The 25,061-nt window shown below is 50.0% G+C and carries 25 protein-coding genes; 12 read left to right on the top strand and 13 right to left on the bottom strand.

What is annotated here, in order from left to right:
• Nucleotides 1-6 precede the first annotated feature (6 nt).
• Nucleotides 7-816 carry a bifunctional DNA-formamidopyrimidine glycosylase/DNA-(apurinic or apyrimidinic site) lyase gene (gene mutM / locus OGY62_RS03550; RefSeq protein ID WP_012135772.1) on the top strand — a complete coding sequence of 270 codons (810 nt, stop codon included), beginning with the start codon at nt 7-9 and terminating at the stop codon, nt 814-816.
• A gap of 51 nt (nt 817-867) precedes the next feature.
• Here the strand turns inward: mutM and coaD are convergent, their stop codons facing one another.
• Both coaD and waaA read right to left on the bottom strand, forming a co-directional pair.
• On the bottom strand, nt 868-1,347 hold the full coding sequence (gene coaD, locus OGY62_RS03545) for a pantetheine-phosphate adenylyltransferase (RefSeq protein ID WP_012135771.1): 480 nt from the start codon (nt 1,345-1,347) through the stop codon (nt 868-870).
• An 8-nt stretch (nt 1,348-1,355) separates the two neighbouring features.
• Nucleotides 1,356-2,633, bottom strand: coding sequence for a lipid IV(A) 3-deoxy-D-manno-octulosonic acid transferase (gene waaA / locus OGY62_RS03540; protein ID WP_012135770.1), 1,278 nt, complete (start codon nt 2,631-2,633; stop codon nt 1,356-1,358).
• Between the two features lie 422 nt (nt 2,634-3,055).
• On the opposite strand from waaA, the gene OGY62_RS03535 reads away from it, so the two are divergent.
• From OGY62_RS03535 to OGY62_RS03520, 4 genes are read left to right on the top strand one after another with little or no spacing between them, the layout of a single operon-like run.
• Complete coding sequence (locus OGY62_RS03535; protein ID WP_047460257.1) at nt 3,056-4,180, top strand: glycosyltransferase family 4 protein; 1,125 nt, start codon at nt 3,056-3,058, stop codon at nt 4,178-4,180.
• A complete protein-coding gene (gene rfaP / locus OGY62_RS03530) occupies nt 4,173-4,970 on the top strand; it encodes a lipopolysaccharide core heptose(I) kinase RfaP (protein WP_071259183.1) in 798 nt (265 codons plus the stop codon). Before OGY62_RS03535 ends, rfaP begins: the two co-directional genes overlap by 8 nt.
• A 31-nt stretch (nt 4,971-5,001) precedes the next feature.
• Nucleotides 5,002-6,021: a glycosyltransferase family 8 protein gene (locus OGY62_RS03525; protein WP_012135766.1), complete on the top strand. Its 1,020-nt coding sequence runs from the start codon at nt 5,002-5,004 to the stop codon at nt 6,019-6,021.
• 37 nt (nt 6,022-6,058) lie between these two features.
• Nucleotides 6,059-7,051, top strand: a complete 993-nt coding sequence (locus OGY62_RS03520; RefSeq protein ID WP_047460263.1) for a glycosyltransferase family 8 protein — start codon at nt 6,059-6,061, stop codon at nt 7,049-7,051.
• A 25-nt stretch (nt 7,052-7,076) separates the two neighbouring features.
• Here OGY62_RS03520 and OGY62_RS03515 read toward each other — a convergent pair whose 3' ends face one another.
• The 7 genes from OGY62_RS03515 to rfaD are packed head-to-tail and all read right to left on the bottom strand — an operon-like array spanning nt 7,077 to nt 14,346.
• Nucleotides 7,077-8,021, bottom strand: a complete 945-nt coding sequence (locus OGY62_RS03515; protein WP_286459095.1) for a glycosyltransferase family 8 protein — start codon at nt 8,019-8,021, stop codon at nt 7,077-7,079.
• Nucleotides 8,022-9,077, bottom strand: a complete 1,056-nt coding sequence (rfaQ, locus tag OGY62_RS03510; protein WP_112001405.1) for a lipopolysaccharide core heptosyltransferase RfaQ — start codon at nt 9,075-9,077, stop codon at nt 8,022-8,024.
• 1 nt (nt 9,078) lies between these two features.
• Nucleotides 9,079-10,092, bottom strand: a complete 1,014-nt coding sequence (locus OGY62_RS03505) for a glycosyltransferase family 2 protein (protein WP_101744167.1) — start codon at nt 10,090-10,092, stop codon at nt 9,079-9,081.
• Complete coding sequence (locus tag OGY62_RS03500) at nt 10,085-11,368, bottom strand: O-antigen ligase family protein (protein ID WP_175479751.1); 1,284 nt, start codon at nt 11,366-11,368, stop codon at nt 10,085-10,087. Before OGY62_RS03500 ends, OGY62_RS03505 begins: the two co-directional genes overlap by 8 nt.
• 18 nt (nt 11,369-11,386) lie before the next feature.
• Entirely contained in the window at nt 11,387-12,355 is a 969-nt protein-coding gene (rfaC, locus tag OGY62_RS03495; RefSeq protein ID WP_060815899.1) for a lipopolysaccharide heptosyltransferase RfaC, read from the bottom strand.
• 3 nt (nt 12,356-12,358) lie between these two features.
• The gene (gene rfaF / locus OGY62_RS03490; protein ID WP_286459093.1) at nt 12,359-13,405 is read right to left on the bottom strand and encodes an ADP-heptose--LPS heptosyltransferase RfaF; all 1,047 of its coding nucleotides are present in this window, start codon (nt 13,403-13,405) and stop codon (nt 12,359-12,361) included.
• A gap of 8 nt (nt 13,406-13,413) precedes the next feature.
• Nucleotides 13,414-14,346, bottom strand: coding sequence for an ADP-glyceromanno-heptose 6-epimerase (rfaD, locus tag OGY62_RS03485; protein ID WP_286459091.1), 933 nt, complete (start codon nt 14,344-14,346; stop codon nt 13,414-13,416).
• Between the two features lie 215 nt (nt 14,347-14,561).
• Here rfaD and kbl point away from each other — a divergent pair, with 215 nt between their 5' ends.
• Together kbl and tdh are read left to right on the top strand one after the other, a co-directional pair.
• Nucleotides 14,562-15,758: a glycine C-acetyltransferase gene (gene kbl / locus OGY62_RS03480; protein WP_071259194.1), complete on the top strand. Its 1,197-nt coding sequence runs from the start codon at nt 14,562-14,564 to the stop codon at nt 15,756-15,758.
• 9 nt (nt 15,759-15,767) lie between these two features.
• The gene (tdh, locus tag OGY62_RS03475) at nt 15,768-16,793 is read left to right on the top strand and encodes an L-threonine 3-dehydrogenase (RefSeq protein ID WP_012135756.1); all 1,026 of its coding nucleotides are present in this window, start codon (nt 15,768-15,770) and stop codon (nt 16,791-16,793) included.
• A gap of 53 nt (nt 16,794-16,846) precedes the next feature.
• Here tdh and rfaY read toward each other — a convergent pair whose 3' ends face one another.
• On the bottom strand, nt 16,847-17,533 hold the full coding sequence (gene rfaY, locus OGY62_RS03470) for a lipopolysaccharide core heptose(II) kinase RfaY (protein ID WP_049011061.1): 687 nt from the start codon (nt 17,531-17,533) through the stop codon (nt 16,847-16,849).
• A 179-nt stretch (nt 17,534-17,712) separates the two neighbouring features.
• Between rfaY and OGY62_RS03465 the strand changes: the two genes are divergently transcribed.
• Complete coding sequence (locus OGY62_RS03465; protein WP_012135754.1) at nt 17,713-18,747, top strand: glycosyltransferase; 1,035 nt, start codon at nt 17,713-17,715, stop codon at nt 18,745-18,747.
• On the opposite strand, the gene OGY62_RS03460 is transcribed toward OGY62_RS03465, so the two are convergent.
• The 3 genes from OGY62_RS03460 to gpmM are packed head-to-tail and all read right to left on the bottom strand — an operon-like array spanning nt 18,734 to nt 22,540.
• The gene (locus OGY62_RS03460; RefSeq protein ID WP_047460278.1) at nt 18,734-19,699 is read right to left on the bottom strand and encodes a divergent polysaccharide deacetylase family protein; all 966 of its coding nucleotides are present in this window, start codon (nt 19,697-19,699) and stop codon (nt 18,734-18,736) included. The genes OGY62_RS03465 and OGY62_RS03460 overlap by 14 nt on opposite strands.
• A gap of 3 nt (nt 19,700-19,702) precedes the next feature.
• The gene (gene envC / locus OGY62_RS03455; RefSeq protein ID WP_230012564.1) at nt 19,703-20,962 is read right to left on the bottom strand and encodes a murein hydrolase activator EnvC; all 1,260 of its coding nucleotides are present in this window, start codon (nt 20,960-20,962) and stop codon (nt 19,703-19,705) included.
• A gap of 33 nt (nt 20,963-20,995) precedes the next feature.
• The gene (gene gpmM, locus OGY62_RS03450; protein WP_200031400.1) at nt 20,996-22,540 is read right to left on the bottom strand and encodes a 2,3-bisphosphoglycerate-independent phosphoglycerate mutase; all 1,545 of its coding nucleotides are present in this window, start codon (nt 22,538-22,540) and stop codon (nt 20,996-20,998) included.
• A 247-nt stretch (nt 22,541-22,787) separates the two neighbouring features.
• Between gpmM and OGY62_RS03445 the strand changes: the two genes are divergently transcribed.
• Genes OGY62_RS03445 through gpsA form a run of 4 tightly spaced genes read left to right on the top strand, consistent with a single transcriptional unit; the run spans nt 22,788 to nt 25,032 of the window.
• Nucleotides 22,788-23,219: a rhodanese-like domain-containing protein gene (locus tag OGY62_RS03445; protein WP_012135748.1), complete on the top strand. Its 432-nt coding sequence runs from the start codon at nt 22,788-22,790 to the stop codon at nt 23,217-23,219.
• Nucleotides 23,220-23,246: 27 nt separating this feature from the next.
• On the top strand, nt 23,247-23,498 hold the full coding sequence (gene grxC, locus OGY62_RS03440) for a glutaredoxin 3 (protein ID WP_047358806.1): 252 nt from the start codon (nt 23,247-23,249) through the stop codon (nt 23,496-23,498).
• 47 nt (nt 23,499-23,545) lie between these two features.
• Entirely contained in the window at nt 23,546-24,013 is a 468-nt protein-coding gene (gene secB / locus OGY62_RS03435; RefSeq protein ID WP_003024155.1) for a protein-export chaperone SecB, read from the top strand.
• Nucleotides 24,013-25,032, top strand: a complete 1,020-nt coding sequence (gpsA, locus tag OGY62_RS03430) for an NAD(P)H-dependent glycerol-3-phosphate dehydrogenase (protein ID WP_012135746.1) — start codon at nt 24,013-24,015, stop codon at nt 25,030-25,032. The genes secB and gpsA overlap by 1 nt, the downstream gene beginning before the upstream one ends.
• The last annotated feature ends 29 nt before the right edge of the window (nt 25,033-25,061 follow it).

Below are 25,061 nucleotides of genomic sequence, written 5' to 3'. Positions count from 1 at the left end.
GACGTTATGCCTGAATTACCTGAAGTTGAAACCAGCCGACGCGGCATTGAACCGCATCTGGTTGGGGCAACCATTCTGCATGCCAATGTGCGCAATGGACGTCTGCGCTGGCCGGTATCGGAAGAGATCTACCGCCTGAGCGATAAACCCGTACTCAGCGTTCAACGCCGCGCGAAATATTTGCTGCTGGAGTTACCGGATGGCTGGATCATCATTCATCTGGGAATGTCGGGCAGTTTGCGTATCCTTCCTGAAGAACTTCCCGCTGAAAAACATGACCACGTTGATCTGGTGATGAGCAATGGCAAAGTCCTGCGCTACACCGATCCTCGCCGCTTTGGCGCCTGGCTGTGGACGAAAGAGCTGGAAGGGCATAACGTGCTGGCGCATCTCGGCCCGGAGCCGCTGAGCGACGATTTTAACGGGGCCTATTTGCAGCAGAAATGTGCGAAGAAGAAAACGGCAATTAAACCCTGGCTGATGGATAACAAACTGGTGGTGGGCGTGGGAAATATCTACGCCAGTGAGTCGTTGTTTGCGGCTGGCATCCATCCTGACCGTCTGGCGTCGTCATTATCGCAGGTCGAGTGTGAGCTGCTGGCCCGCGTGATTAAGGCCGTTTTACTGCGTTCCATCGAGCAGGGTGGTACAACGTTGAAAGATTTTCTGCAAAGCGACGGTAAGCCGGGCTATTTTGCTCAGGAGTTGCAGGTTTACGGACGTAAAGGGGAACCGTGCCGGGTTTGCGGTACGCCGATCGTTGCGGCTAAACACGCGCAACGGGCGACGTTCTACTGCCGTCAGTGTCAGAAATAAGATGGATTGCAGGCCGGATAACGCGCTGACGCGCCATCCGGTAAAAGCGTTTTACTTCAGCTTATCCATCAGGGCCTGATGAACGTTCTCCGGTAAGAAGTGGGTAACGTCGCCCTGATGGCGCGCCACTTCTTTTACCAGCGAAGAAGAGATAAAAGACCACTCTTTTGAAGGCATCAGGAAGACGCTTTCAAGCTGCGGCATTAAATGGCGATTCATGTGCGCCAGCTGCATTTCATATTCAAAATCAGCCACGGCGCGCAAGCCGCGAATCAAAATATTGGCCTGCTGAATGCGCGCGAAGTTGGCCATTAAATCGCTGAATCCCATGACTTCCACGTTGCCGAGGTGCGCCGTCGCCTGTTGCGCCAGCGCTACACGCTCTTCAAGGGTAAACATCGGTTTTTTGCTGGGGCTGGCGGCAATGGCGAGGATAACGTGATCAAACATCTGCGTCGCGCGCGTCACGATATCAATATGGCCGTTGGTGATCGGATCGAAGGTTCCTGGGTAAATCGCCCGTTTTTGCATGACAGCCCTCAATGCGTTTTCGGTGGCAGGTAAGGTTCCAGCAGTTGTAACAGACGCTGTAGCGCACCCTGGTTTTGGTACAGCACTTCAACGGCGTGTCGACCGTAGAAATTACGATAATCCGCGTCGGTCAGTAAAGACGAAACCTCTTTTACCAGCGTTGTGGCATCGGTTACGGTAATCAGCCCGCTTGCCTGCTCCAGTCGGGCGCAAATATCTTTGAAGTTAAAGGTATGAGGGCCCATCAATACCGGTATCGCGTGTGCGGCAGCTTCCAGCGGGTTATGTCCTCCGCGTTCAACCAGCGAACCGCCGACAAATGCGAGATCCGCAATACCATACAGTAGCATTAATTCGCCCATTGTATCGCCAATAACAACCTGGGTACTGGCGGACGGCACCTCTCCTGAAGAACGCGTGGTATAGCTGAGCCCTGCCTGGCGCACGAGGTTAATCGCATCCGGGAACCGCTCTGGATGGCGAGGAACCAGAATCAGCAGCAGGTTAGGGAATTGATGCAGCAATGCCTGATGGGCGGCGATAACAATACTCTCTTCGCCGTCATGCGTACTGGTGGCGATCCACACCGGGCGGTGCGGCGCCCACTGGCGACGTAGCGTAACCGCTTTTGCTGCAAGCTGCGGCGTCACGGAAATATCAAATTTCAGACTGCCGGTGACGGTGAGCTGGTTATTTTTCGCACCCAACGCGATAAAACGCGCGCCATCTTCTTCATTTTGCGCAGCGATTAGCGTAATGCGGCGCAGCAGTCTGCGAACAAATTTCCCCAGCTTTGTATAGCCAGCAGCCGACCGGGCGGAAAGGCGCGCGTTGGCGATAACCAACGGAATATGACGTTTATGCAGCGCGGCAATCAGGTTCGGCCAGAGCTCGGTTTCCATAATCAACACCAGTTTAGGGTCAACTTTATTCAGGAAACGGTTGAGCGCATCGGGCAAATCATAAGGAAGATAGACGTGCTGAACATCGCTGCCAAATGCGGACTGTACGCGCTCTGAGCCGGTAGGCGTCATGGTGGTGACGGTAATCGGCAAATCAGGATAACGGTGTCGCAGGGCGCGAACTAAAGGAATTGCCGCCAGTGTTTCACCCACAGAGACGGAATGCAGCATGATCCCGCCAGGTTTAAGCGGATGACGGTAAAAACCGTAACGTTCGCCCCAGCGTTTACGGTAGGCTGGCGCTTTACGTCCACGCACCCAAAGCCGTATCCAGATCAAGGGCTGAATAAGGTAGAGAAGGGCGGTGTAAAGCAATTCGAGCATAGTAAATAGCTGACTGATGGATGTGCTGGGGATTCTATGTATTTAGCCTGGGCTTTACCATCATTTTTATCCTTGTTGCACTAAAACACCTGAATTGACAATACATTATTTGCGGTAGGTGTTTTTCTCCAGATACATCAAAACAGGCTGTTAACGCCGAATAACGCGTGAAATCGTACTCTGTCCTTCAATAGTAATGGTTTACATCTTATTGTTTTGAAATTAAAAATTAACTTTTTGCTTAAAAAACATTCATTTCGGTTCGGGAGCTAATCAATGGTATACTACTGCGCAAATTCAGGCAGCCATCAGCCTTCAGGGCGCCGGGAATATGGAGGGTAGTCTTTGTTTGCAGACAAAGATTACGGCGCTTTTACCTGCCTGGCCTGGGATGTTTGGCGACGTAACGCGGATATTATTGCATGACCATTGCTTTTTGTTTGTACAAATATTTTCCCTATGGCGGGTTGCAGCGTGATTTCCTGCGAATAGCGCATACGGTTGCGGCGCGTGGCCATCATGTTCAGGTATTGACTCAACAGTGGCAGGGCGAACGTCCCTCCGACCTTGAAATTATCCTTGTTCCGGTGACTGCCAGAACTAATCATGGAAAAAATGAGCAGTATTATCAGTGGGTTCAGAGTTACCTGAGCCAACATCCCGTCGATCGCGTCGTTGGGTTTAATAAAATGCCCGGGCTTGATGTCTATTATGCGGCAGATGTGTGCTACGCGGAAAAAGTCGCCCGTGAAAAGGGTTTCTTTTATAAGCTGACCAGTCGTTATAAGCACTATGCAGCTTTTGAAAAAGCGACCTTCCAGCAAGGTGCTCATACCGAGCTTTTAATGTTAACAAATAAGCAAATCGGTGACTTTAAGCATCATTATCATACTGAGGATCGCCGTTTTCATATTTTGCCGCCAGGGATATACCCGGACAGGAAATACAGCCAGCAACCTGAAAACAGCAGACAGATTGTCAGAGAAAAAAATGGCATTGGGTTAGATCAGTTCCTGCTTTTGCAGGTAGGTTCGGATTTTAAACGCAAAGGCGTACCAAGAACGTTACTGGCGGTAGCTTCTTTACCTGAAGCAATACGTCAACGTACGCGATTGATGGTTGTCGGGCAAGACAAGGCCGACCGGTATCAGGCCCAGGCGCGTCAATTAGGGATTGAGAAGCAGGTGCAGTTTTTTTCAGGGCGCGATGATATTTCAGCGCTGATGTCTGCTGCTGATTTGCTGCTTCATCCTGCCGTTCAGGAAGCGGCCGGAATCGTATTATTAGAGGCGATTGTCGCCGGGCTACCCGTGCTGACCACCGAAGTTTGTGGATATGCGCACTATATCAATGCTGCGCAGTGTGGCGTTGTTATACCGGAGCCTTTTGCACAGGAAGTCCTGAATGCTTCCCTCTGCGATGCGCTGGAGAAAGGTGAGCAGCGAAGTGAATGGGCAAGTCATGCAAGACACTTTGCCGATACAGAAGATCTCTACAGTCTGGCTGATAAAGCGGCTGATATCATTTTAGGTTTTGAGAATGATTGAATTAAAAGAGCCATTCACTACGCAGTGGCAAGGTAAAGATCCGTTTGTCGAAGTAACGAAACTGGACGGAGAGGTTTTCCGCGCTCTGGAGACCCGGAGGACGCTGCGTTTTGAGATGATGGGTAAAGGGTATTTCCTGAAATACCATCACGGAACCACGCTGAAAGAAGTGCTAAAAAACCTCATTTCCTTGCGTATGCCCGTTCTTGGCGCGGATCGTGAGTGGCTGGCTATTCACCGTCTGCAATCACTGAATGTTGATACCATGACCGGCGTCGCGTTTGGGCAAAAAGGGTTTAATCCGTTGCAGCGGACATCGTTTATCATCACGGAAGACCTCTCGCCGGCAATAAGCCTTGAAGACTTTTGCGCCAGGTGGAGTGAAGAACGTCCTGACCTCACCTTAAAACGAACCATTATCACCCGACTGGCGGAGATGGTGGGGAAAATGCATCGTGGTGGGGTGAATCATCGGGATTGTTATATTTGCCATTTTTTACTACAGCAACCGTTACCGGCTGATGTGGCTGATATAAAACTTTCCGTGATTGATCTGCATCGCGCGCAAATTCGTCGCCGGGTGCCGCGTCGCTGGCGTGATAAGGATCTGATTGGACTCTATTTCTCCTCACTCGAAATTGGCCTGACCTCGAGAGATATTTATCGTTTTTTACGCGTTTATTTCTCGATGCCACTGCGTGAAATTCTTCGCAAGGAAGCCAGTTTGCTTGAACAAGCGGCGGCGAAAGCACAAAAAATCAAACAAAGAACGATAAGAAAAGCGTTATAAAATCACATACAGGGTTTGAGGTGATCTCATCATGAACATTGATTTTGAAAACGTAATAATTCAAAAAAAGGTTATCGACAACGCTACACACCAGAAAAGCAAAAAGTTGAATATTGCATATGGTGTAGATCGAAATTTTTTATTTGGCTCTGGAATTTCAATGACATCAGTGTTGGTGAACAACCCTGATATTGATATCCATTTCTATGTTGTGACGGACTATGTTGATGATGAGTACCTGGAAAGCGTGGAACGACTCACGCAAATGTATGGTACAACGGTAACGGTCTTAGTTTTTGATAATGAGGCGTTTCGCAAGTTGCCGAGTACTAAAGCATGGACCTATGCGATGTACTATCGCTATTTTGCGTTCGAGTATTTAAGTCGTGAACTGGATTCTGTGCTGTATCTGGATGCCGATATCGTTTGTAAAAATTCGCTGCGGGAACTGACGGATATTCATTTTGCCGGAGAATATGCGGCTGTTGTTAATGATATTGATCGAGTACGTTTAAAATCCGGGCAGAGGCTGGGTATTCCTGAGTTAGCTCGTGACTATTTTAATTCAGGGGTGGTATTCGCTAATCTCCATGTCTGGAGAGAAAAAAAACTGTTATCCAAAGCCTTTGAAGTTTTGCATGAGCGTCAGAAAGAACTGCTTTATTTTGACCAGGATATCCTGAATATCTTATTTGTTGGGCATGTGATCCTGCTGAGGCGTGATTTTAATTGTATTTATGGCGTAGACCAGGAACTGAAGAATAAAAATGAATATCGTTATCAGGACTTTATCACTGAGAGTACGGTATTAATTCATTATGTCGGCGTGACAAAACCGTGGCATACGTGGGCTAACTATCCGGTTTCTAAGTACTTTATTGAGGCTTATAAAAAATCGGCATGGGCCGAAAAATCGTTACTCAATGCAAATACGGCAAAATTATATAAGCGTAAGTCACGCCATGAAAGGATACAGCGAAAATATATTCGTTCTATATTTAGCCATATAATGTATATTAAAAATAAGCTACACGGCGCTAAAGTGCATTGAGTGGCTTGTTGAAAATAAATTTAAATAGGTGTAGTGAATGATTTTTGATTGCCATCAGTCTATAAAAAAGATACTTGATTTTAATCAAGCACCAGCCGGGGAGAGTCCACAGCTCAATATCGCCTGGGGTGTTGATAAAAACTTCATGTTTGGCGCCGCGATTTCGATGACATCAGTGTTGATACATAATAAAGACATCAATATCCATTTCCATCTTTTTACTGATTATGTGGATGATGATTATCAACAGAAAATAAGTATGCTGGCGCAGCAATTCTCTACTAACATCTCAATATATGTTATGGATGCCGAGGGGCTAAAGGTATTGCCCAGCGGTAATGCCTGGTCTCATGCGATGTATTTCCGCTTTATCGCATTTGAATATTTAGGCGAAAAAGTTGATTCACTCCTGTACATTGATGCAGACGTGATATGTAAAGGCTCACTTGTTGAATTGAGTCATCTCAACCTTGATGAGCATGTTGCTGCGGTAGTAAGGGACGTCGATGATAGTCCTGCCAGAGATATTGAGAAAAATAGTGATTATTTTAACTCTGGTGTGATCTATGCGAATCTTAAAAAGTGGAAAGAGCAGAACTTTATTGGTGCTGCATTTGATATCCTCCTGGATAAAAATCAGAAACTCTCTTTCCCCGATCAGGATGTTTTAAATATTCTTTTCTTAAATAAGGTGATCTTTTTACCGCGTATCTACAATGCGATATATGGTATAAAACAAGAGTTAAAAAGCAAAGATATATCACGCTATAAAGAATATATAACGGCGGATACCATTCTTATTCACTATATTGGGGTAACTAAACCCTGGAATTCCTGGGCAAATTATCCGTCTGCACAGTATTTTGTGGAGGCATGGAAGGCTTCACCATGGGCGAATGTGCCGTTGTTGCCTGCCAGAACGCCAAAGCAGTATAAGAAGAAGTCACGTCATGAAAGGCTACAGGGTAAATATATTGCTTCAATTATCAGCTACATAGGCTATCTGGCCGAAAAAGTCAAAGGTAAGTAAAAAAGCTCCCCTCGGGGAGCTTTTTTTAATGAATCTTGGTTTTGAGGTACTTTGCGTACCATTTTATGGAGGTAAAATAATTACCTTTTTTTGCCGCCTGACGGGAGTACACCCGATAATCGGTAGGCCTCATACGAGGGGCATAAGAGCGTAACTCTGCATTCCGCCAGGGCGTGAAATGGTGGTAGAAAACATAAAGCTGTTGCGACAGCCCCGTATGTTCTTTATACCACGGTTTTCTTCCGCCCGTAAAATGAATGATTCTTGGCAGCGTGTCACTGTGATAGAAGAAATTTTCTTTCTGTTCGTCAGTAAACCAGTTAAACAGGAAATTCCAGCGGTTATCAATAAACGTAATATTGCCGTTTATTGCAATGTTGAGGGCATCCTGATCAAAGTAAGGCAATGATTTTCCTTGCTCAAATAACACGGTATTTGCCTTATGTTCAATGTCATGCTTAATCCAGTTCGCGACATTAATATAGAGGAAACCAGCGTTAAAATAGTGATCGATGCTCAGCCCTAATCGCCGGGCGTGTTTATTATCATGAATGTTGAGAGAGTCATGGCTGACGGCGCAAACAACATTATCAATATCAACGCTGTTAATCTCACTGAGTGAATCAAAGCATAGCGTATCGGCATCAAGATAGATAAAACGCTCTACTTTGTCTTTAAGTAAACGGGGCACAGCCAGACGCATATAAGTTGAGCGATTGAGATGTTTTATCGCAAAATCATTGTTATATTTTTCAATATCAGCCTTATCGATCGTGATAACCTGAATTTTATTACTGGTCGACTGTAGCTTTGCAATGTCTTCATCACTGACATCATAGACAAAGACAAAAAATGCGAGAGATTGCTCAGGGTTATTCATTATGACAGACATAATGGATACGGCAACATACTCCAGATAATTAGCATCTGTGCAGTAGGCAATATTAATTACGTTAGTTTTGTTATCCATTTACGCTGTCTCATTTCCTTCAACCGGGTTGCTATCATGGAGCACAGTGTCGATAGCGTCAATAACTGCGTGTTCTGGTATCCAGGTCAGGTATTTCCGGGATCTGTCCAGTTCTGCCCGGGTCGGCATTGGATGATAATCGCCTGCCCAGATCAGCGCAGCTTTATCTGACCAGGGTTTCCACTGTTGATAATTTGTGGCGCCAAACAAACATACCTGCGGCGTACCTAATGCGGCAGCCATATGCATGGGGGCGGAGTCCACGCCGATATACAGTACTGCATGATCGATTAACGCCGCCAGTTGCAGGAAGGTCGTTTTACCTGCCACCGTCAGGTCTGGTGGTGATTGACACAGTCCGGCGATACGCGCTACCTGCTGCTGTTCTTGTACTGCGGGCCCACAGGTCAGGTAAACATGCAGACCGCGTTGCTGCAAATAATCTATGACATGTGCAAATTTCTCGTCATCCCAGCACTTAAAGGACTGTCTTGCAGTGGGTTGAATCACAACGTATTTTTGCGTGGGAAGCGCGGGGAGTTGGGTCAGTAAATATTGATAGTCACTCTCGCGATAGCAGAGCAACATCTCTTTTTTGAGCTCGCTTTCACTAAAGTCGAGGCCTTTTAGAATGGATAAGTTTTGCTCAACAATATGAGTTCCGGTTGTTGGTGTGACTTTTGTAAAAAGGCAATTCCACTGCTTCTTGTCCCTTTTAAAGGCAATAGAGGGGCGGCGTAGGGAAGCGATAAGTGCGCCAATAGGCCATTGCTCGGTTAAGTTGACAATAAGGTCATAGTGGTTTTTTTTCAGCTGGCGGCGTACCGATATATAATTTTTAATGGTTTCCAGCAGACCTTTCTTTTTTTCAATAAGGTAAAAGTTGTTGATTCTCTCATCAGCAGCCAAAATTGCCCTGGTGTCTTTATAAAGAAGAAGATCAATTTTTGCGTGCGGATAACGTGCCTGGAGACTGGCAATAACAGGGGTAATGAGCAGAACATCGCCATAAAACTTAAGCTTGCAAATAAGAATTCTTTCTACTTTATCAAACATATTAACTTTCCTTGCTAACAAATAACATTTTGCAAGCGTTTATGGCTTTAAATCGTATTTTTGAAATAAAACGATCAATGTGTGGGTACTTCATTTTATAAATAACTTTTCTTTTAACGATGCTTGTATCACAGCATGTTAGTGCATCTTGAATGTCACTGATCATATCTTCTTCGTAGCGATAATAACCTTTCTTCTTGCGCAGCAACTTGCGTCCCTCAAGGAAGCAGTTAATGATCATTAATGTGGCTACAGTTCGTTTTTCATCATTTTCTTTTATATAGTCACACATTTTACGCATGGCGAAGAAAATATATTGCGCATCATTTTCAAGAATATTCTCGGTAATGCTCCGATCGTTTATTCGATAATAATATAGCTTGTTATCTATTTTTAAGATCTTATGGCATTTAAAGTATTGAAATGGACAAAAAATAATGTCCTCATAACGATGATGTTCTTCGAAGCGGTCTTGCCCAATAATGTCACGGCGAAAGAATTTTGTTACAAGGTGCCATTGACCCGCACGGAAAGTGGGTAATAACTGCGTTAAATTTTCATCAGTTAACGTAATTTCACTCTGTTTTACCGCATCCGGCTTATCTTTTTTGCATTGATAGAGATTATTAATGTCACGGGTTAAGTTGAATTCAACGATATCATATTTCTCTTCTCTTAATTTAGGGAGAAGAACCGAAAAATAATCCGGGCTAATAATGTCATCGCTGTCAACAAAGCCAATATACTTCCCTGTCGCATGTGACAACCCGACGTTGCGGGCAATCGCAACACCATGATTTTCCTGGTAGATGTATTTCACGTTATTGCAATGATGTTCGCGATAAAACGCATTTATGCGTTCTTCAGTCAAATCCGTTGAGCCATCATTAATAATGATTACTTCTACCTCATTAGTGATGCCCTGATGTAAAGACGCCAGCGTATCCGTAATGAATTCGGCATTGTTGTATGCCGGTATAATAATGCTCAGCAAATAATCTGAAGCGTTAATCATGGCATAACTCTCTCATCGTGCCTGGTGTCAGCATCATCGCCGCGCATAATGCCAGCATACTGCTCAGAGTTTCACCTTTGGCGTATAATAATAAGTCGCTTAAACCATAGATAACTATAGCACTGGAAATGATGAATAACAGAGGGCTACGTTGTGTATAAGCTTTTAAAAACATCGCCAGATACAAAAAGAGCAGAGCGATGACGCCAGAAATCCCTTTAAGAGAAAAAGTATCAATGAATTCGTTATGCAAATGGATGTCGACGAACCCAAGTGCTCCTCTTAACGAGGTATCCTGTCGGGCAAAATCCCGCATTCCAGCATCGCGTTGTTCAAGTGATTGGCCCCAGTAGTGGTTTTTTCCAGCATCAATACCCGCTCGTTGCATCGCGAGTCGGGCGCCAATCGAGGTATTACTGTTATTCTTACTGTAAGAATGCATATCGGTTACGAAGCTGTTATAGCGCTTTTCAATCACCGATTTTAAAGGGATTGCTGCCAGCCCCGCGAGAACAATAAAGGCCAGTAACGTACGCAGCAAAACGGTGCGGTTATGCCGATAGTGTAAGAAAAATAGCCCTATGCTCAGAACCGGATAGACCAGAATGGCGGCGCGGGTTTGCGTTATAGTGATAACCGCCAGTGATACCAAAAAGTGTAATAAATAGAGCAGGATTGTATGCTTCAGCCGCAAGTTGATGATGGCCTGTGACGCGAGCAATGCGACAAACGTCAACGCATAAGCCGCTCCTGTCGGATGTTCAAAACCCAGTTCGACACGGTAGTTAAGCGGATCTGGTGAGGTGAGGAGTTGATAACCCGCAAAAAGATACAAACCAACAGCCGTCGCAATCACCCAGTAGCGGGTTATACGATCTTTCATCGCACATGCGATTGGCGATTGCAGGGCTGTGACAATCAGTGCGGCAAAGATCATCACCTTACCGCCGTTCTGATATGAGCGATAAGCGCCAGTAAAGGATGAGCCCGGTTCTTTAAAGATCTCAACCCAAATAATTTGTACTAAACCGAAGAGCAGCAGCATCACGGGTAACAGCAGGTTTTTCTTATCACTCAGAAGTGACTTGCTGTGTTTACCGATAATCGGTAGCGACAGAACCGCACATGCAATAAAAACTTTTAAAGCTTCGTCTGGATTGATCAGCAGCATCGCCAGGGTCGTCAGGCACCCGGCATAAAATAAAAAATAGATAACGTTAAACGGATTATTTTGCGTGCTGCGGATAAAGCGAGAAAACGTGTGTCCACGAAGCATGATTAATCTCTTTAAAAGTTATAGCAAATTAAAATCAAGCAATGATACTTTGACGGCATCCGCACTCAGAGTTGACATCTTCCCTGAATGACTCTTTTGCGCGCACTGATTCTTCCCATATCCCCCAATCAGTCCCGGATCGGTCGGGCCATACAGCGTGATATTAGGTCGATCAAGGGCGGCGGTTAAATGGCTAAGTCCGGTATCAACGGACACTACAAATTTTGCCCCCGCCAACTCGCGTGCGACCTCTTCCAGACTCATTCGTGGTAAAACATCCACATAATCAAATCCTTCCGCTAATCTTTTTGCCCGTGCTTCTTCATGGGGCGCACCCCAGGGCAGCTTAATGCGTACACCCGCATCACGCAGTTGGCCGATCAGATCTCGCCAGTTTGCTTCCGGCCAGTGCTTATCGTCTCGGGTGGTCGCGTGTAAAAATACCGCATATTGCCCTGCGTCTGCATTCAGATTGCTCAGGAAATGTTGCGCAATCGCATAATCGCCCTGGGACTGTGGCTTGCTGTACCCCAGGCTTTTGGCGAACAGCTCGCGGGTGCGTTCAACAGCATGCTGCGCTTTAGCGATGTGATGCTTTCGGTTGTAAAACAGGCTGGCCAGGGGCTCCCGGGCCGTACTCCAGTCCATGCCGTGCTTTACGCCGCGTCCCAGTCTTGTGACCAGCGCCGCGCTTTTTACCAGCCCCTGGGCATCAATAATCGCATCGTATTGCTGTGCCTGTACGGCATCGCGAAAGGCTTTACGTTCAGCTTTGATGGGCGCGGAAAACCAGGCCTTACGCCAACGGCGAATAGCGACGGGAATCACGCGATCGACAGCATCGTGCCAGGATGGAATTTGCGCGAATCCTTCTTCTACCACCCAATCAAACTGAATACCCGGGATGACTTGCTGTGCGTCAGTCAGTGCGGGCAATGTGTGTAACACATCCCCCATTGATGATGTTTTGACTATCAGAACCCGCATCCGTCAGGCTTCCTCTTGTAATAACAGACTATTGAGTTCTTCCAGGACACGCGTCGGCGTGATGTCAATCAGGCTCTGATGATACCCCTCCGCAGCATCCCCTTTGCGCACCTTGTGATAACCCGTAATCAGACGGATAACCCGCGATTTATGCGAAAGTGGAGGAGTAAAGTCCGGGCTGCTGGGGCCGTACAGCGCGACCAGCGGACGGTTCAGCGCAGCGGCGACGTGCATTAAACCAGAGTCATTCGTGACAACGGCTTTGCAGGCAGATAGAAGGATAACAGCTTGTTCCAGCTGCGTTTCTCCCGCCAGATTGCGGCACCAGGCCTGCTGCTCAGTATTCAGTGTAGCCAGAATTTCATTTCCGGCGTCATGATCTTTTGCTGAGCCAAACAAGACGATCTGGTGGCCTTCATCGATGAGCTGCTTTGCCAGTTCCGCATAGTGATAATGCGGCCAGCGTTTCGCCGGGCCAAATTCCGCGCCGGGGCAAAAACCGATCATCGGACGTTCAGCGGAAAGAGAAAATTCGTTGCAGATGAGGGACTTTTCGCCCTCGCTCACCTGTAGCTGCGGCCATAACAGAGGCTGCGGCAGATCCTGGGCAGTACGCATAACGCCTTTGTCGTAGGCCAGCGCCACATAGCGTTCCACCATTAATGGCCAGGCCTCTTTATCTAATACGCGCGCGTCGTTGAGCAGGCCGTAGCGCATCTCGCCGCGCCAGCCGGTGCGATGCGGAATGCCGGCAAAGAAAGGAACGAGTGCGGATTTAAACGAATTCGGCAAAACATAGGCGCGGTCATAGCGCTTTTCACGCAGACGATGACCGAGCTTGCGCCGCTCGCCAATTTCCAGCGCTCCGTGGCCAAGCGGCATGGGGATCGCGTCGCTGACCTCCGGCATACGCGACAATAACGGGCGGCACCACGCGGGCGCCATCACGTCGATTATCGCCTGGGGATAGCGCGCCTTGAGCGTGCGATAGAGACTTTGCGACATCATCATGTCGCCTACCCAGGACGGACCAATCACCAGTATTTTCATGTTTCTTCTTACGCGTCGCGATTCAGCCAGGCCATATACTCCGTTACGCCTTCGGCAACGGTCTTGAACGGTTTGTCATAGCCTGCGGCGCGCAGATTGGTCAGATCCGCCTGCGTGAACGCCTGGTAACGGCCTTTCAGTTTTTCCGGGAACGGAATGTACTCAAGGTCGCTTTTCTTGTGATAAGCCAGCGCGGCATCCGCCACGGCCTGGAAGGATTCCGCGCGCCCGGTGCCCAGGTTAAAGATGCCGGACACGCCGTTTTCCCAGAACCACAGGTTTACATCAGCCACGTCGCCGACGTAGACAAAATCGCGTTTGAAGTTTTCGCTGCCTTCAAACAGTTTCGGCGTTTCACCGTTGTTGAGCTGAGTATTCAGATGGAAAGCGACGCTCGCCATGCTGCCTTTATGGCCTTCACGCGGTCCGTAAACGTTGAAATAGCGGAAACCTACAATCTGCGAGCTGGCTTCAGGCAGGATCTGGCGTACATACTCGTCGAACAGGAATTTAGAGTAGCCGTAAACGTTTAGCGGTTTCTCATATTCACGAGACTCAATGAAGTCAGAGGTGCGACCGCCGTAAGTTGCCGCAGAGGAGGCATACAGGAACGGAATGTCACGTTCCAGGCAGTAGTGCAGCAGCTCTTTGGAGTATTGATAGTTGTTGTCCATCATATACTTGCCGTCCCACTCGGTGGTGGAAGAGCAGGCGCCTTCGTGGAAAACCGCTTCGATATCGCCGAACTCTTCTCCGGCCATAATCTGGATCAGGAAGTCTTCCTTATCCATATAGTCAGCAATATTCAGGTCCACCAGGTTGACGAACTTGGTGCCGTCTTTCAGGTTGTCTACCACCAGAATATCGGTGATGCCTTTATCATTCATGGACTTAACGATGTTGCTGCCGATAAAGCCCGCGCCGCCGGTAACGATGATCATAACTGTAACCTTCGAATTATGGAGTCAGAGACAATCTCAGACACGAATACTTCTTATCATATCACTACACGGCCCAGGCTTCAGCCATTCACCGATAAGCTGTGCGGGTACGCGTGATTTATGCTGCATTTTCAAGAAGTGATGATGCGTCATCTCGTATCAATGTATAGCTTTGGGTAATATGTGCTGAAATTTGCCCAGTCTGGAGAATCGCAATGCGTGGGGATTTTTATAAGCAGTTAACCAACGATCTGGAAACCGCCCGTGCGGAAGGATTGTTTAAAGAAGAGCGCATTATCACGTCTGCGCAGCAGGCGGACATCACCGTGGCAGACGGAAGCCACGTCATCAACTTTTGCGCCAACAACTATCTGGGGCTAGCTAACCATCCCGAACTGATTGCGGCAGCAAAAGCGGGAATGGATTCTCACGGGTTTGGCATGGCTTCAGTGCGCTTTATCTGCGGCACTCAGGACAGCCATAAACAGCTGGAGCAAAAACTGGCGGACTTCCTCGGTATGGAGGACGCTATTCTGTACTCTTCCTGCTTCGACGCCAACGGCGGCTTGTTCGAAACCCTGCTGGGCGCAGAAGATGCGATTATCTCGGATGCGTTAAACCACGCCTCGATTATTGATGGCGTTCGCCTGTGTAAAGCGAAGCGTTTTCGCTATGCCAACAACGATATGCAGGAGCTGGAAGCGCGTCTGAAAGAGGCCCGTGAAGCTGGCGCTCGTCATGTGCTGATCGCCACCGACGGCGTGTTCTCGATGGACGGCGTTATCGCCAACCTGAAAGGCGTCTGTGACCTGGCAGACCTTTACGGCGCGCTGGTGATGGTTGATGACTCCCATGCTGTCGGTTTTGTCGGGGAGAACGGTCGCGGTTCTCACGAATACTGTGACGTAATGGGACGCGTGGACATCATTACCGGTACGTTAGGCAAAGCGCTGGGTGGGGCATCTGGCGGTTATACGGCGGCGCGTAAAGAGGTGGTGGAGTGGCTGCGTCAGCGTTCCCGTCCGTATCTGTTTTCTAACTCCCTGGCGCCTGCCATTGTTGCGGCCTCCCTTAAAGTGCTGGAGATGGTTGAGGCGGGGAGCGAGCTGCGCGATCGCCTGTGGGCGAATGCGCGTCAGTTCCGTGAGCAAATGTCCGCTGCGGGCTTCACGCTGGCTGGCGCCGATCACGCTATTATTCCAGTGATGCTGGGTGATGCGGTGGTTGCGCAGCAATTTGCCCGCGAGCTGCAAAAAGAGGGGATTTACGTGACCGGATTCTTCTATCCGGTTGTACCGAAAGGTCAGGCGCGTATTCGTACCCAGATGTCTGCGGCGCATACCCCTGAGCAAATCACGCGTGCGGTTGAGGCGTTCACACGTATTGGTAAACAACTGGGCGTTATTGCCTGAGGATGTGAGATGAAAGCGTTATCCAAACTGAAAGCGGAAGAGGGCATCTGGATGACTGACGTTCCGGTACCGGAAGTCGGGCATAACGATCTGCTGATTAAAATCCGTAAAACAGCCATCTGCGGCACTGACGTTCACATCTATAACTGGGATGAATGGTCGCAAAAAACCATCCCGGTTCCGATGGTGGTAGGGCATGAATATGTCGGCGAGGTGGTCGGTATCGGTCAGGAAGTTAAAGGCTTCAGGATTGGCGATCGCGTTTCCGGCGAAGGCCATATTACCTGCGGCCATTGTCGTAACTGTCGCGGTGGCCGTACGCATTTGTGCCGCAATACTCTGGGTGTCGGTGTTAACCGTCCCGGTTGTTTTGCGGAATATCTGGTACTTCCGGCGTTTAACGCCTTTAAGATCCCGGATAACATCTCCGATGATTTAGCCTCTATCTTCGACCCCTTCGGCAATGCTGTACACACGGCGCTGTCGTTCGATCTGGTCGGTGAAGATGTGCTGGTTTCCGGTGCCGGCCCGATCGGCATCATGGCGGCGGCGGTAGCGAAACATGTGGGCGCGCGTCATGTCGTGATCACGGATGTGAATGAGTACCGTCTGGAACTGGCGCGTAAAATGGGCATCATCCACACGGTGAACGTCGCGAAAGAGAACCTGACCGACGTGATGGCTAATCTGGGCATGACCGAAGGGTTTGATGTCGGCCTGGAGATGTCCGGTGCGCCGCCTGCGTTTCGCGCCATGCTGGATACCATGAACCACGGCGGTCGTATCGCGATGCTGGGGATTCCGCCTTCGGATATGTCTATCGACTGGACGAAGGTGATCTTCAAGGGGCTGTTTATTAAAGGTATTTACGGTCGTGAGATGTTTGAAACCTGGTATAAGATGGCGGCGCTGATTCAGTCTGGCCTGGATCTGTCTCCGATCATCACCCACCGTTTCTCCATCGATGAGTTCCAGAAAGGCTTTGATGCAATGCGTTCAGGCCAGTCAGGAAAAGTGATTCTGAGCTGGGACTGACAGCATCCTGCTGGCGGCCAGGTTTTCCCGAACCTGGCCGTAAAATGGCGTTTTTATTTTCCGCGCATCTTGCGGGATAAGCGTCTGAATTTCTCTTTAAGCTGAATAAGTTTATAAACCAGACCCTGACCTTCAATATTCATATGGTATTTATTTTGTAATACTAAAATATCATTTGCCTGGCAAATTTTTAGACTTCCTTTGCAGGATAAGTCGATGATGCGCAATTCCCCGGAAGGTGTGCGGATAAAGTTTCCGGCATGAATATCATTGGAGGCCAGACCTGCCCGGTGCAGTTGCTGAATACACGCCTTAATATCTTCTTTATTGCTTTCATTAATATCATTTAATGGCTCCCCTTCAATATATTCATGAAGGGTATACACATCATAGCACTGGCGAAAACGTGTTTTCTCGGCCACACAGTAGAGATCGGCGGTACAGGCACGCACTTGTGGCGCCAGTCTGTCCAGTTTTTGGATCAGCTGAGAATAAAAAGGCCCGGAGAGAAAATTCTGAATCTTTTTCTCAAATCGTGGGTCTATTTCGCGATCGTTTTTGATGATGAACTTCCGTGACTGGTATTCAACAAGTTCTACGCTGCGGAATTCGTTGCCGCTGTTCAGCGGTTTGCCACTGATTTCGTTATTCATATACTTATCCATCAGGGACTTAAGGTCTTTATTTTCCTCTTTGTAATAGACCGTATAGCCCTTTTCATGTGTCTTACTGATGGTCATCACTTCCCTCAAGATAAGTATTCTAAATACGTATAATACGAAGGCGTAGTATACATGGTGAGGCTTCTCATCTGTAGGGTGTTTTGTGCGCCTTAACCATCATCTCCACTGGACTTAATAATTTCTTAATGAAAGCACGGTAGAAAGGGCCAATGTATTAAAGACTGACGGGCCATTCTATGAAAAGCAGCACAAGTACACTGAGTGTTATTATTCCGTTATACAATGCGGGTAATAGCTTCCAGGCATGCATGGAATCTTTGATTGCACAAACATGGAATGCGCTGGAGATCATCATTGTTAACGACGGGTCTACCGACAACTCCGTTGATATCGCAAGGCATTTTGCCGATACCCATTCACATGTTCACCTGTTGCATCAGGATAATGCAGGCGCGTCCGTGGCCCGCAACCGGGGGTTGGCCGCGGCGACCGGCGACTACGTTGCTTTTGTCGATGCCGATGATTTGGTGTATCCGAACATGTATGAAACGCTGATGACCATGGCGCTACAGGATGACCTGGATGTGGCGCAGTGTAATGCAGACTGGTGCATTCTTGAGACGGGGCATACCTGGCCATCCATCCCCACGGATCGCATTCGGTCGACAGGGGTATTAACCGGCCCGGACTGGCTGCGTATGGGGCTGGCTTCACGCCGCTGGACGCATGTTGTCTGGATGGGCGTTTATCGGCGCGCCCTTATTGAAAAACACGCGATTAGCTTTGTTCCAGGATTACATCATCAGGATATCCTGTGGACCACGGAAGTGATGTTCAATGCCACGCGCGTACGCTATACCGAACAGGTGTTGTATAAATATTTTCTTCACGATCAGTCTGTTAGCCGCCTGAAACGACAAGGTGAGCGTAATCTGCATTACCAGCGACACTACATTAAAATCACGCGTTTATTAGAAAAGTTGAATAGTGATTATGCGGATCGCATTCCCGTCTATCCTGAATTTAAGCAACAAATTACCTGGGAAGCGCTGCGGGTGTGTCATGCGGTGCGTAAGGAGCAGGACACGCTTATTCGCCAGCGGATGATCGCCGAAATATTTGCCTCCGGCATGTATAAGCGCATGATGCTTAACATACGAAGCGCGAAGGCGGCTTATCAGGCGCTGTTGTGGTCGGGTCGGTTATACCGGTGGCGTGATAAAACGGCCTCGCACCACCGCGTTGCCCGTAAAGCGATTAATCCGCGTTAGCGTTCTGGGGGGCAGCGATCTTGCCCCAGCCTTGCCACTGATGCCGGAAGTAGTTCACCATCGTGCTCTGCGTAATGCTTTCGCTTAACACGCTAAAGAACCGGCTGGCGTAGACAGGTTCTAACGGTTTCTTCGATTTACACACCTTCACGCCGCGGAACGGATTTCGCGGCGCATCCGGCGTACCGTTTTTCGGCGGCGTCAGATTTGGCGTAGAGGTATCTGTCTGCGGCTCGTCGAGCAGACTGCTCGGACGCACCAGAGTAATATCCGCAGGCAGGTTATAGACCATCTGCTGAAGGACTCGCACCGTTGATGGATGTGGGTGCCCAATCGCGATAGCTGACCCGTTGCGACGGGCTAACTCAATGGCGCGATTAAACTGGCGACGAATATCCGCTTCGTTCTGCGTATCATCAAGGAACACTTTGCGCTTAATCACCTTCACGCCCGTCCCGGAGGCGGCACGCATCGCCTGACTGTTGCCAATGGTCATGCTGTCGAGGAAGTAAAGATTATAACGCTCCAGCGCCTGCATCACTTTTTGCATACCAAACAGGCTGGAGGTCATCGCGCTGCCCATGTGGTTGTTGAGACCCACGGCATACGGCACCTTATTCACCGCATCGCGAATAATGCGTTCAATTTCGTCGCTGCTCATCTCCGGGCGCAGCGTATCTTTCTCCAGCGGCTGCTTGCTCAGCGGCGCCATCGGCAGATGGATCAGCACCTCATGCCCGCTGTTGTGCGCTTTGGTTGCCATTTCACGGGCATGTGGGGCATTGGGCAGGACGGCAACGGAGAGGGCGGACGGCATCGCCAGCACCTGATTTTCATTGTGCGGACGATAACCAAAATCGTCGATTACGATGGCGAGTTTGCCAGCAAAAACAGGGGAGGCGAATGCCAGCAGGCTGGCGAGTGAGAGTATTGTGCGACGAAAGTGAGGCAAAACTTATCTTCCCAACCACGGCTGTGGATTGACGGCCTGACCCTGGCGACGAATTTCGAAATAGAGTGACGGTCGGCCCTGACCGCCGCTGCTGCCTACAAGCGCAATAGGCTGGCCTGCGCGAACCTGTGTGCCAACGCTGACCAGTGCGCTCTGGTTATACCCGTAAAGGCTCATATCGCCTTTACCGTGTTCCACGACGACGACCAGACCGTAGCCCTGCAACCAGTCCGCCAGAATCACCCTGCCGTCCGCAATTGCTTTGACTTCAGTACCTTCAGACGCACCGATAACCATCCCTTTCCAACGTAGCTCACCTTGCAGCTGTTCGCCATAACGATGCAGCGTTGGGCCGCGAACGGGCCAGAATGCCTGACCGCGCGGTGAACCCAGACCGCCGGTACGGGACATCAACGATTTTTCGCTTTCGGTTGGTTTGTAGGTTGTGCCTTTGCGGGTGGCTTCCTGCTGACGATTGCGCACCGCCTGCGCTTCGCGGGCTTCTCGCTCCGCCCGGGCTTTGGCGGCCGCCTCTGCGCGCGCGATGCTGTTGCGCAGGCGGGATTCGTTCGCTCGCAATTCACTTAACTGCTGTTGCCCCTGCTGGATTGACGACTCAAGACCGGCGATCGTTTTCTGACGCTCATTACGCGCCTGCTCCAGCTTCGCCTGTTGGGCGCGTTGTTCATACAGCAGCGTCTGTTGCTGGCTCTGTTTCTCTTCCAGCGCCGCCTTCTGAGACGCCACCTCTTCACGCGTTTGTTTCAGTTCGGCAATGGTGTCCTGGCGCGCCTGGTTCAGATAACCGAAATAGGCCTGTAAACGCTGCCCGCGCTGGCTCTCTTCACCGCTAAGAATGAGCTGAATCCCCGTATGCTCGCCCTGGCGAAACGCCGCATCCAGCTGCGCGGCAAGGCTGCGTTCCTGAATGGCTTTTTGTTGTTCCAGCTTCGCGATAGACGCGTTCATTGCGTCGATCTGCTTATTCAACTGGGCAAGGGTATTCTGGGTTTCACGCAGTTTACGCGCGGCGGCGGAGATGGCCTCTTCCTGCGTTTTGAGCTGTGCGAGCAAACTGGAGCGTTGCTGCTGTTGCTGGCGTACGGCGCGCTCTTTGGCGGCGATATCCGCCTGGATGGATTTGAGCTGATCGCGGTCATCCGCATGGGCGGAAAAGGCGCACAACAATACGCCAGCGCTCAACACGCTGGCGTAAATCATGGGCCTGACTGAAAACCTGCGTGGTTTCACGGCCCGTGTAATGGAATTAAACGCCTTTCCCCTCATGGGGAAGGATTATTCCACGATGAACAGCGGCTTACCAGTCATCTCTTTCGGGATTTCCATACCCATCAGCGTCAACATCGTCGGTGCGATATCAGAAAGTTTGCCGCCTTCGACCGCTTTTACGCTTTTCGCGCCGACATAAATCAGCGGAACCGGCAGGTTGGTATGCGCGGTGTGCGCCTGGCCGGTGGATGGATCGCGCATCTGCTCGGCGTTGCCGTGGTCTGCGGTGATCAGCAGTTGGCCGCCAACGGACTCAACCGCTTTAGCAACCTGCTCAACGCAGTGATCCAGCGCTTCAACCGCTTTAACCGCCGCTTCCATCACGCCAGTGTGACCGACCATATCACCGTTCGGGTAGTTACAGATGATGGTGTCATACTTGCCGCTCCCGATAGCCGCAACCAGTTTTTCGGTCAGTTCTGCGGAACTCATTTCCGGCTGTAGATCGTAGGTAGCCACTTTAGGCGAGTTGATCAGGATGCGTTCTTCGCCTGCAAACGGTTCTTCTACGCCGCCGTTGAAGAAGAAGGTGACGTGGGCGTATTTTTCCGTTTCGGAAATGCGCAGTTGGGTTTTGTCGTTCTTCGCCATCCACTCGCCGAAAGTGTTTGCCAGCGATGCCGGTGGGTAAGCCACGGCAGTTTTGATATCAGCGGCGTACTCGGTCAGCATGACGAAGTTCAGATTAACCACTTTCTTACGGGCGAAGCCGTCGAAATCAGCATTAACGAACGCACGGGTAATTTCGCGGGCGCGGTCAGCACGGAAGTTCATGAAAATCAGCGTGTCGCCGTCTTCCATCGCGGCATCGGCCTGACCTTCCGCGCGAATGACGGTCGCTTTCACAAATTCGTCGTTTTCGTCGCGCGCGTAAGCGGCCTGCAGGCCAGCAACGGCGGTATCGGCCTGGAATTCACCCTGCGCCAGTGTCATCAGGTCATAGGCCTGCTCAACGCGATCCCAGCGGTTGTCGCGGTCCATTGCATAGTAACGACCAATAATGGACGCTACGCGGCCTTTGCCCAGCGCGGCAAACTTGTCTTCGAATTTTTTCAGCGAGGATTCCGCGCTGCGTGGCGGGGTATCGCGGCCATCAAGGAAGGCGTGCAGATAAATTTTCTCTGCGCCGCGTTCTGCGGCCAGTTCGACCATCGCCATGATGTGATCTTCGTGGCTGTGCACGCCGCCCGCAGACAGCAGGCCCATAATGTGCACGGCTTTACCGGTATTTTTCGCCTGATCGACCGCCGCCGTCAGTACCGGGTTAGCGAAGAAGGTACGTTCTTTAATTTCAACATCCAGGCGCGTCAGATCCTGATACACGATACGGCCCGCGCCCAGGTTAACGTGACCCACTTCGGAGTTGCCCATCTGACGGTCCGGCAGACCCACTTCCAGACCGGAAGCGTCGATCAGGGTATGCGGACGTTTTGCCCACAGAGCATCCATTACCGGGGTTTTGGCATTCAAAATGGCGTTATCCTGGCTGTCTTCACGGTAGCCATAGCCATCCAGAATCACCAGTACCATAGGTTTTTTAGAAACCGACATTGCGACAACCTCACACTCAATAGACAAAATAATTGCGTAATTTTACTACAGCTGAATCGATAAAATAGCCTCAGAAGATCAAAGAATGGGGCAGAGAGCGAGCCGGGGACGGCGCGGATCGACGTTTTTTTTCCGTAGCGCCCCGCAAAAATGCAATCCATTGCACGCTCTGGCTGTATTTGCGCCAACGCGCAGGTATACTCCTTTCCTGGTTTTTTAATCACTGAGTCGGGAGTTGTTACCCCCCATGCAAGAAATTATGCAATTTGTTGGCCGCCATCCCATACTGAGTATCGCCTGGATTGCGTTACTGGTGGCGGTGTTGTTCACCACTTTCAAAGGCCTGATGTCTAAAGTTAAGGTTATTACTCGCGGCGAAGCGACGCGTCTTATCAACAAAGAAGACGCCGTTGTGGTGGATTTACGTCAGCGTGACGACTTCCGCAAAGGCCATATCGCGGGCGCGACTAACCTGCTGCCGAGCGAAATCAAGGCCAACAACGTTGGCGAGCTTGAAAAGCATAAAGATAAGCCTCTGATCGTGGTTGATGGTTCCGGTATGCAGTGTCAGGAATCCGCAAACGCACTGATCAAAGCGGGCTTTGAGAAGGTTTTTGTGCTGAAAGAAGGCGTTGCGGGCTGGAGCGGTGAGAACCTGCCATTAGTGCGCGGGAAATAACGCGTTACTCAACACGGGAGATAAGTCATGGCCAACATCGAGATCTACACCAAAGCAACCTGCCCGTTTTGCCATCGTGCAAAAGCGCTGTTGAGCAGTAAGGGTGTGAGTTTCCAGGAACTTCCGATTGACGGCGATGCCGTAAAACGTGAAGAGATGATCAAGCGTAGTGGCCGCACGACGGTTCCGCAGATTTTTATTGATGCACAGCACATTGGCGGCTGTGACGACTTGTATGCGTTGGATGCGCGTGGTGGACTGGATCCCCTGCTGCGTTAAAACATGCCGCAAGTATTTTAAGGACAACACTAAAGGGTTTTCTACACATGTCAGAACAAAATAACACCGAAATGGCTTTCCAGATCCAACGTATCTACACCAAGGATGTGTCTTTCGAAGCGCCAAATGCGCCGCATGTTTTCCAGAAAGATTGGCAGCCAGAGGTTAAACTTGATCTTGATACGGCGTCTACTCAACTGGCAGATGACGTATACGAAGTGGTACTGCGTGTTACCGTAACGGCTTCCCTGGGCGAAGAGACCGCTTTCCTGTGCGAAGTTCAGCAGGGCGGCATTTTCTCCATCAGTGGTATTGAAGGAACTCAGATGGCGCATTGCCTGGGTGCATACTGCCCGAACATTCTGTTCCCGTATGCCCGCGAATGCATCACCAGCCTGGTTTCACGCGGCACGTTCCCGCAACTGAATCTTGCGCCGGTTAACTTCGATGCGCTGTTCATGAACTATTTACAGCAGCAGGCTGGCGAAGGTACTGAAGAACATCAGGATGCCTGATGAACCAAAGTAATGCTTCAATGACTGTGATCGGTGCTGGCTCGTACGGCACCGCTCTTGCCATCACCCTGGCGAGAAACGGCCACCAGGTTGTCCTGTGGGGCCACGATCCTAAACATGTCGCGACCCTTGAGCGAGACCGCTGCAACGTCGCGTTCCTCCCTGATGTGCCTTTTCCCGATACGCTACGCCTTGAAAGCGACTTAGCCACCGCGCTGGCGGCCAGCCGTAACATTCTGGTGGTGGTGCCAAGCCATGTCTTTGGCGAGGTGCTGCGACAGATTAAACCGCTGATGCGTCCTGATGCGCGCCTGGTCTGGGCGACCAAAGGTCTGGAAGCGGAAACGGGGCGCCTGTTGCAGGATGTCGCCCGTGAAGCGCTGGGCGATGACATCCCGCTGGCGGTGATATCCGGCCCGACGTTCGCTAAAGAACTGGCGGCGGGTTTGCCGACGGCAATTTCTCTGGCGTCGACGGACGAAACCTTCGCGGATGATTTGCAGGAACTTTTGCACTGCGGTAAGAGTTTTCGCGTCTACAGCAACCCCGATTTCATCGGCGTGCAGCTGGGCGGTGCGGTGAAAAACGTGATTGCGATTGGCGCAGGCATGTCTGACGGCATCGGTTTTGGCGCAAACGCACGTACCGCGCTGATCACGCGTGGGCTGACGGAAATGTCGCGTCTTGGCGCGGCGCTGGGGGCCGATCCGACCACCTTTATGGGAATGGCGGGTCTGGGCGACCTGGTTCTGACCTGTACTGACAACCAGTCGCGTAACCGCCGTTTTGGCATGATGCTCGGTCAGGGCATGGATGTTCAGAGCGCGCAGGACAAAATTGGTCAGGTGGTTGAAGGCTACCGTAATACAAAAGAAGTTCGTGAGTTGGCGCACCGTTTTGGTGTCGAAATGCCAATAACCGAGGAAATTTATCAAGTATTGTATTGCGGAAAAAACGCGCGCGAGGCAGCATTGACGTTATTAGGTCGTGCACGCAAGGACGAGCGTAGTCGCCACTAGCCGTAAGGATCTGTTTTATTAAATGACCC

Source organism: Citrobacter sp. CK198, from assembly GCF_030333295.1.
Taxonomy (GTDB): Bacteria; Pseudomonadota; Gammaproteobacteria; order Enterobacterales; family Enterobacteriaceae; genus Citrobacter_B; species Citrobacter_B koseri.
This window is presented reverse-complemented; position numbering and strand designations above follow the sequence as displayed.

Excerpts from the sequence above, each read along its gene's own strand:
- rfaP (WP_071259183.1), top strand. The coding sequence starts at position 4,173 with ATGATTGAATTAAAAGAGCCATTCACTACGCAGTGGCAAGGTAAAGAT.
- gpmM (WP_200031400.1), bottom strand. The coding sequence starts at position 22,540 with ATGTCGGTTTCTAAAAAACCTATGGTACTGGTGATTCTGGATGGCTAT.
- mutM (WP_012135772.1), top strand. The coding sequence starts at position 7 with ATGCCTGAATTACCTGAAGTTGAAACCAGCCGACGCGGCATTGAACCG.
- waaA (WP_012135770.1), bottom strand. The coding sequence starts at position 2,633 with ATGCTCGAATTGCTTTACACCGCCCTTCTCTACCTTATTCAGCCCTTG.
- OGY62_RS03520 (WP_047460263.1), top strand. The coding sequence starts at position 6,059 with ATGATTTTTGATTGCCATCAGTCTATAAAAAAGATACTTGATTTTAAT.
- grxC (WP_047358806.1), top strand. The coding sequence starts at position 23,247 with ATGGCCAACATCGAGATCTACACCAAAGCAACCTGCCCGTTTTGCCAT.
- rfaD (WP_286459091.1), bottom strand. The coding sequence starts at position 14,346 with ATGATCATCGTTACCGGCGGCGCGGGCTTTATCGGCAGCAACATCGTT.
- kbl (WP_071259194.1), top strand. The coding sequence starts at position 14,562 with ATGCGTGGGGATTTTTATAAGCAGTTAACCAACGATCTGGAAACCGCC.
- OGY62_RS03445 (WP_012135748.1), top strand. The coding sequence starts at position 22,788 with ATGCAAGAAATTATGCAATTTGTTGGCCGCCATCCCATACTGAGTATC.
- rfaF (WP_286459093.1), bottom strand. The coding sequence starts at position 13,405 with ATGAAAATACTGGTGATTGGTCCGTCCTGGGTAGGCGACATGATGATG.
- OGY62_RS03465 (WP_012135754.1), top strand. The coding sequence starts at position 17,713 with ATGAAAAGCAGCACAAGTACACTGAGTGTTATTATTCCGTTATACAAT.
- rfaQ (WP_112001405.1), bottom strand. The coding sequence starts at position 9,077 with ATGTTTGATAAAGTAGAAAGAATTCTTATTTGCAAGCTTAAGTTTTAT.
- OGY62_RS03525 (WP_012135766.1), top strand. The coding sequence starts at position 5,002 with ATGAACATTGATTTTGAAAACGTAATAATTCAAAAAAAGGTTATCGAC.
- OGY62_RS03515 (WP_286459095.1), bottom strand. The coding sequence starts at position 8,021 with ATGGATAACAAAACTAACGTAATTAATATTGCCTACTGCACAGATGCT.
- secB (WP_003024155.1), top strand. The coding sequence starts at position 23,546 with ATGTCAGAACAAAATAACACCGAAATGGCTTTCCAGATCCAACGTATC.
- rfaC (WP_060815899.1), bottom strand. The coding sequence starts at position 12,355 with ATGCGGGTTCTGATAGTCAAAACATCATCAATGGGGGATGTGTTACAC.
- OGY62_RS03500 (WP_175479751.1), bottom strand. The coding sequence starts at position 11,368 with ATGCTTCGTGGACACACGTTTTCTCGCTTTATCCGCAGCACGCAAAAT.
- OGY62_RS03535 (WP_047460257.1), top strand. The coding sequence starts at position 3,056 with ATGACCATTGCTTTTTGTTTGTACAAATATTTTCCCTATGGCGGGTTG.
- rfaY (WP_049011061.1), bottom strand. The coding sequence starts at position 17,533 with ATGACCATCAGTAAGACACATGAAAAGGGCTATACGGTCTATTACAAA.
- coaD (WP_012135771.1), bottom strand. The coding sequence starts at position 1,347 with ATGCAAAAACGGGCGATTTACCCAGGAACCTTCGATCCGATCACCAAC.
- OGY62_RS03505 (WP_101744167.1), bottom strand. The coding sequence starts at position 10,092 with ATGATTAACGCTTCAGATTATTTGCTGAGCATTATTATACCGGCATAC.
- tdh (WP_012135756.1), top strand. The coding sequence starts at position 15,768 with ATGAAAGCGTTATCCAAACTGAAAGCGGAAGAGGGCATCTGGATGACT.
- gpsA (WP_012135746.1), top strand. The coding sequence starts at position 24,013 with ATGAACCAAAGTAATGCTTCAATGACTGTGATCGGTGCTGGCTCGTAC.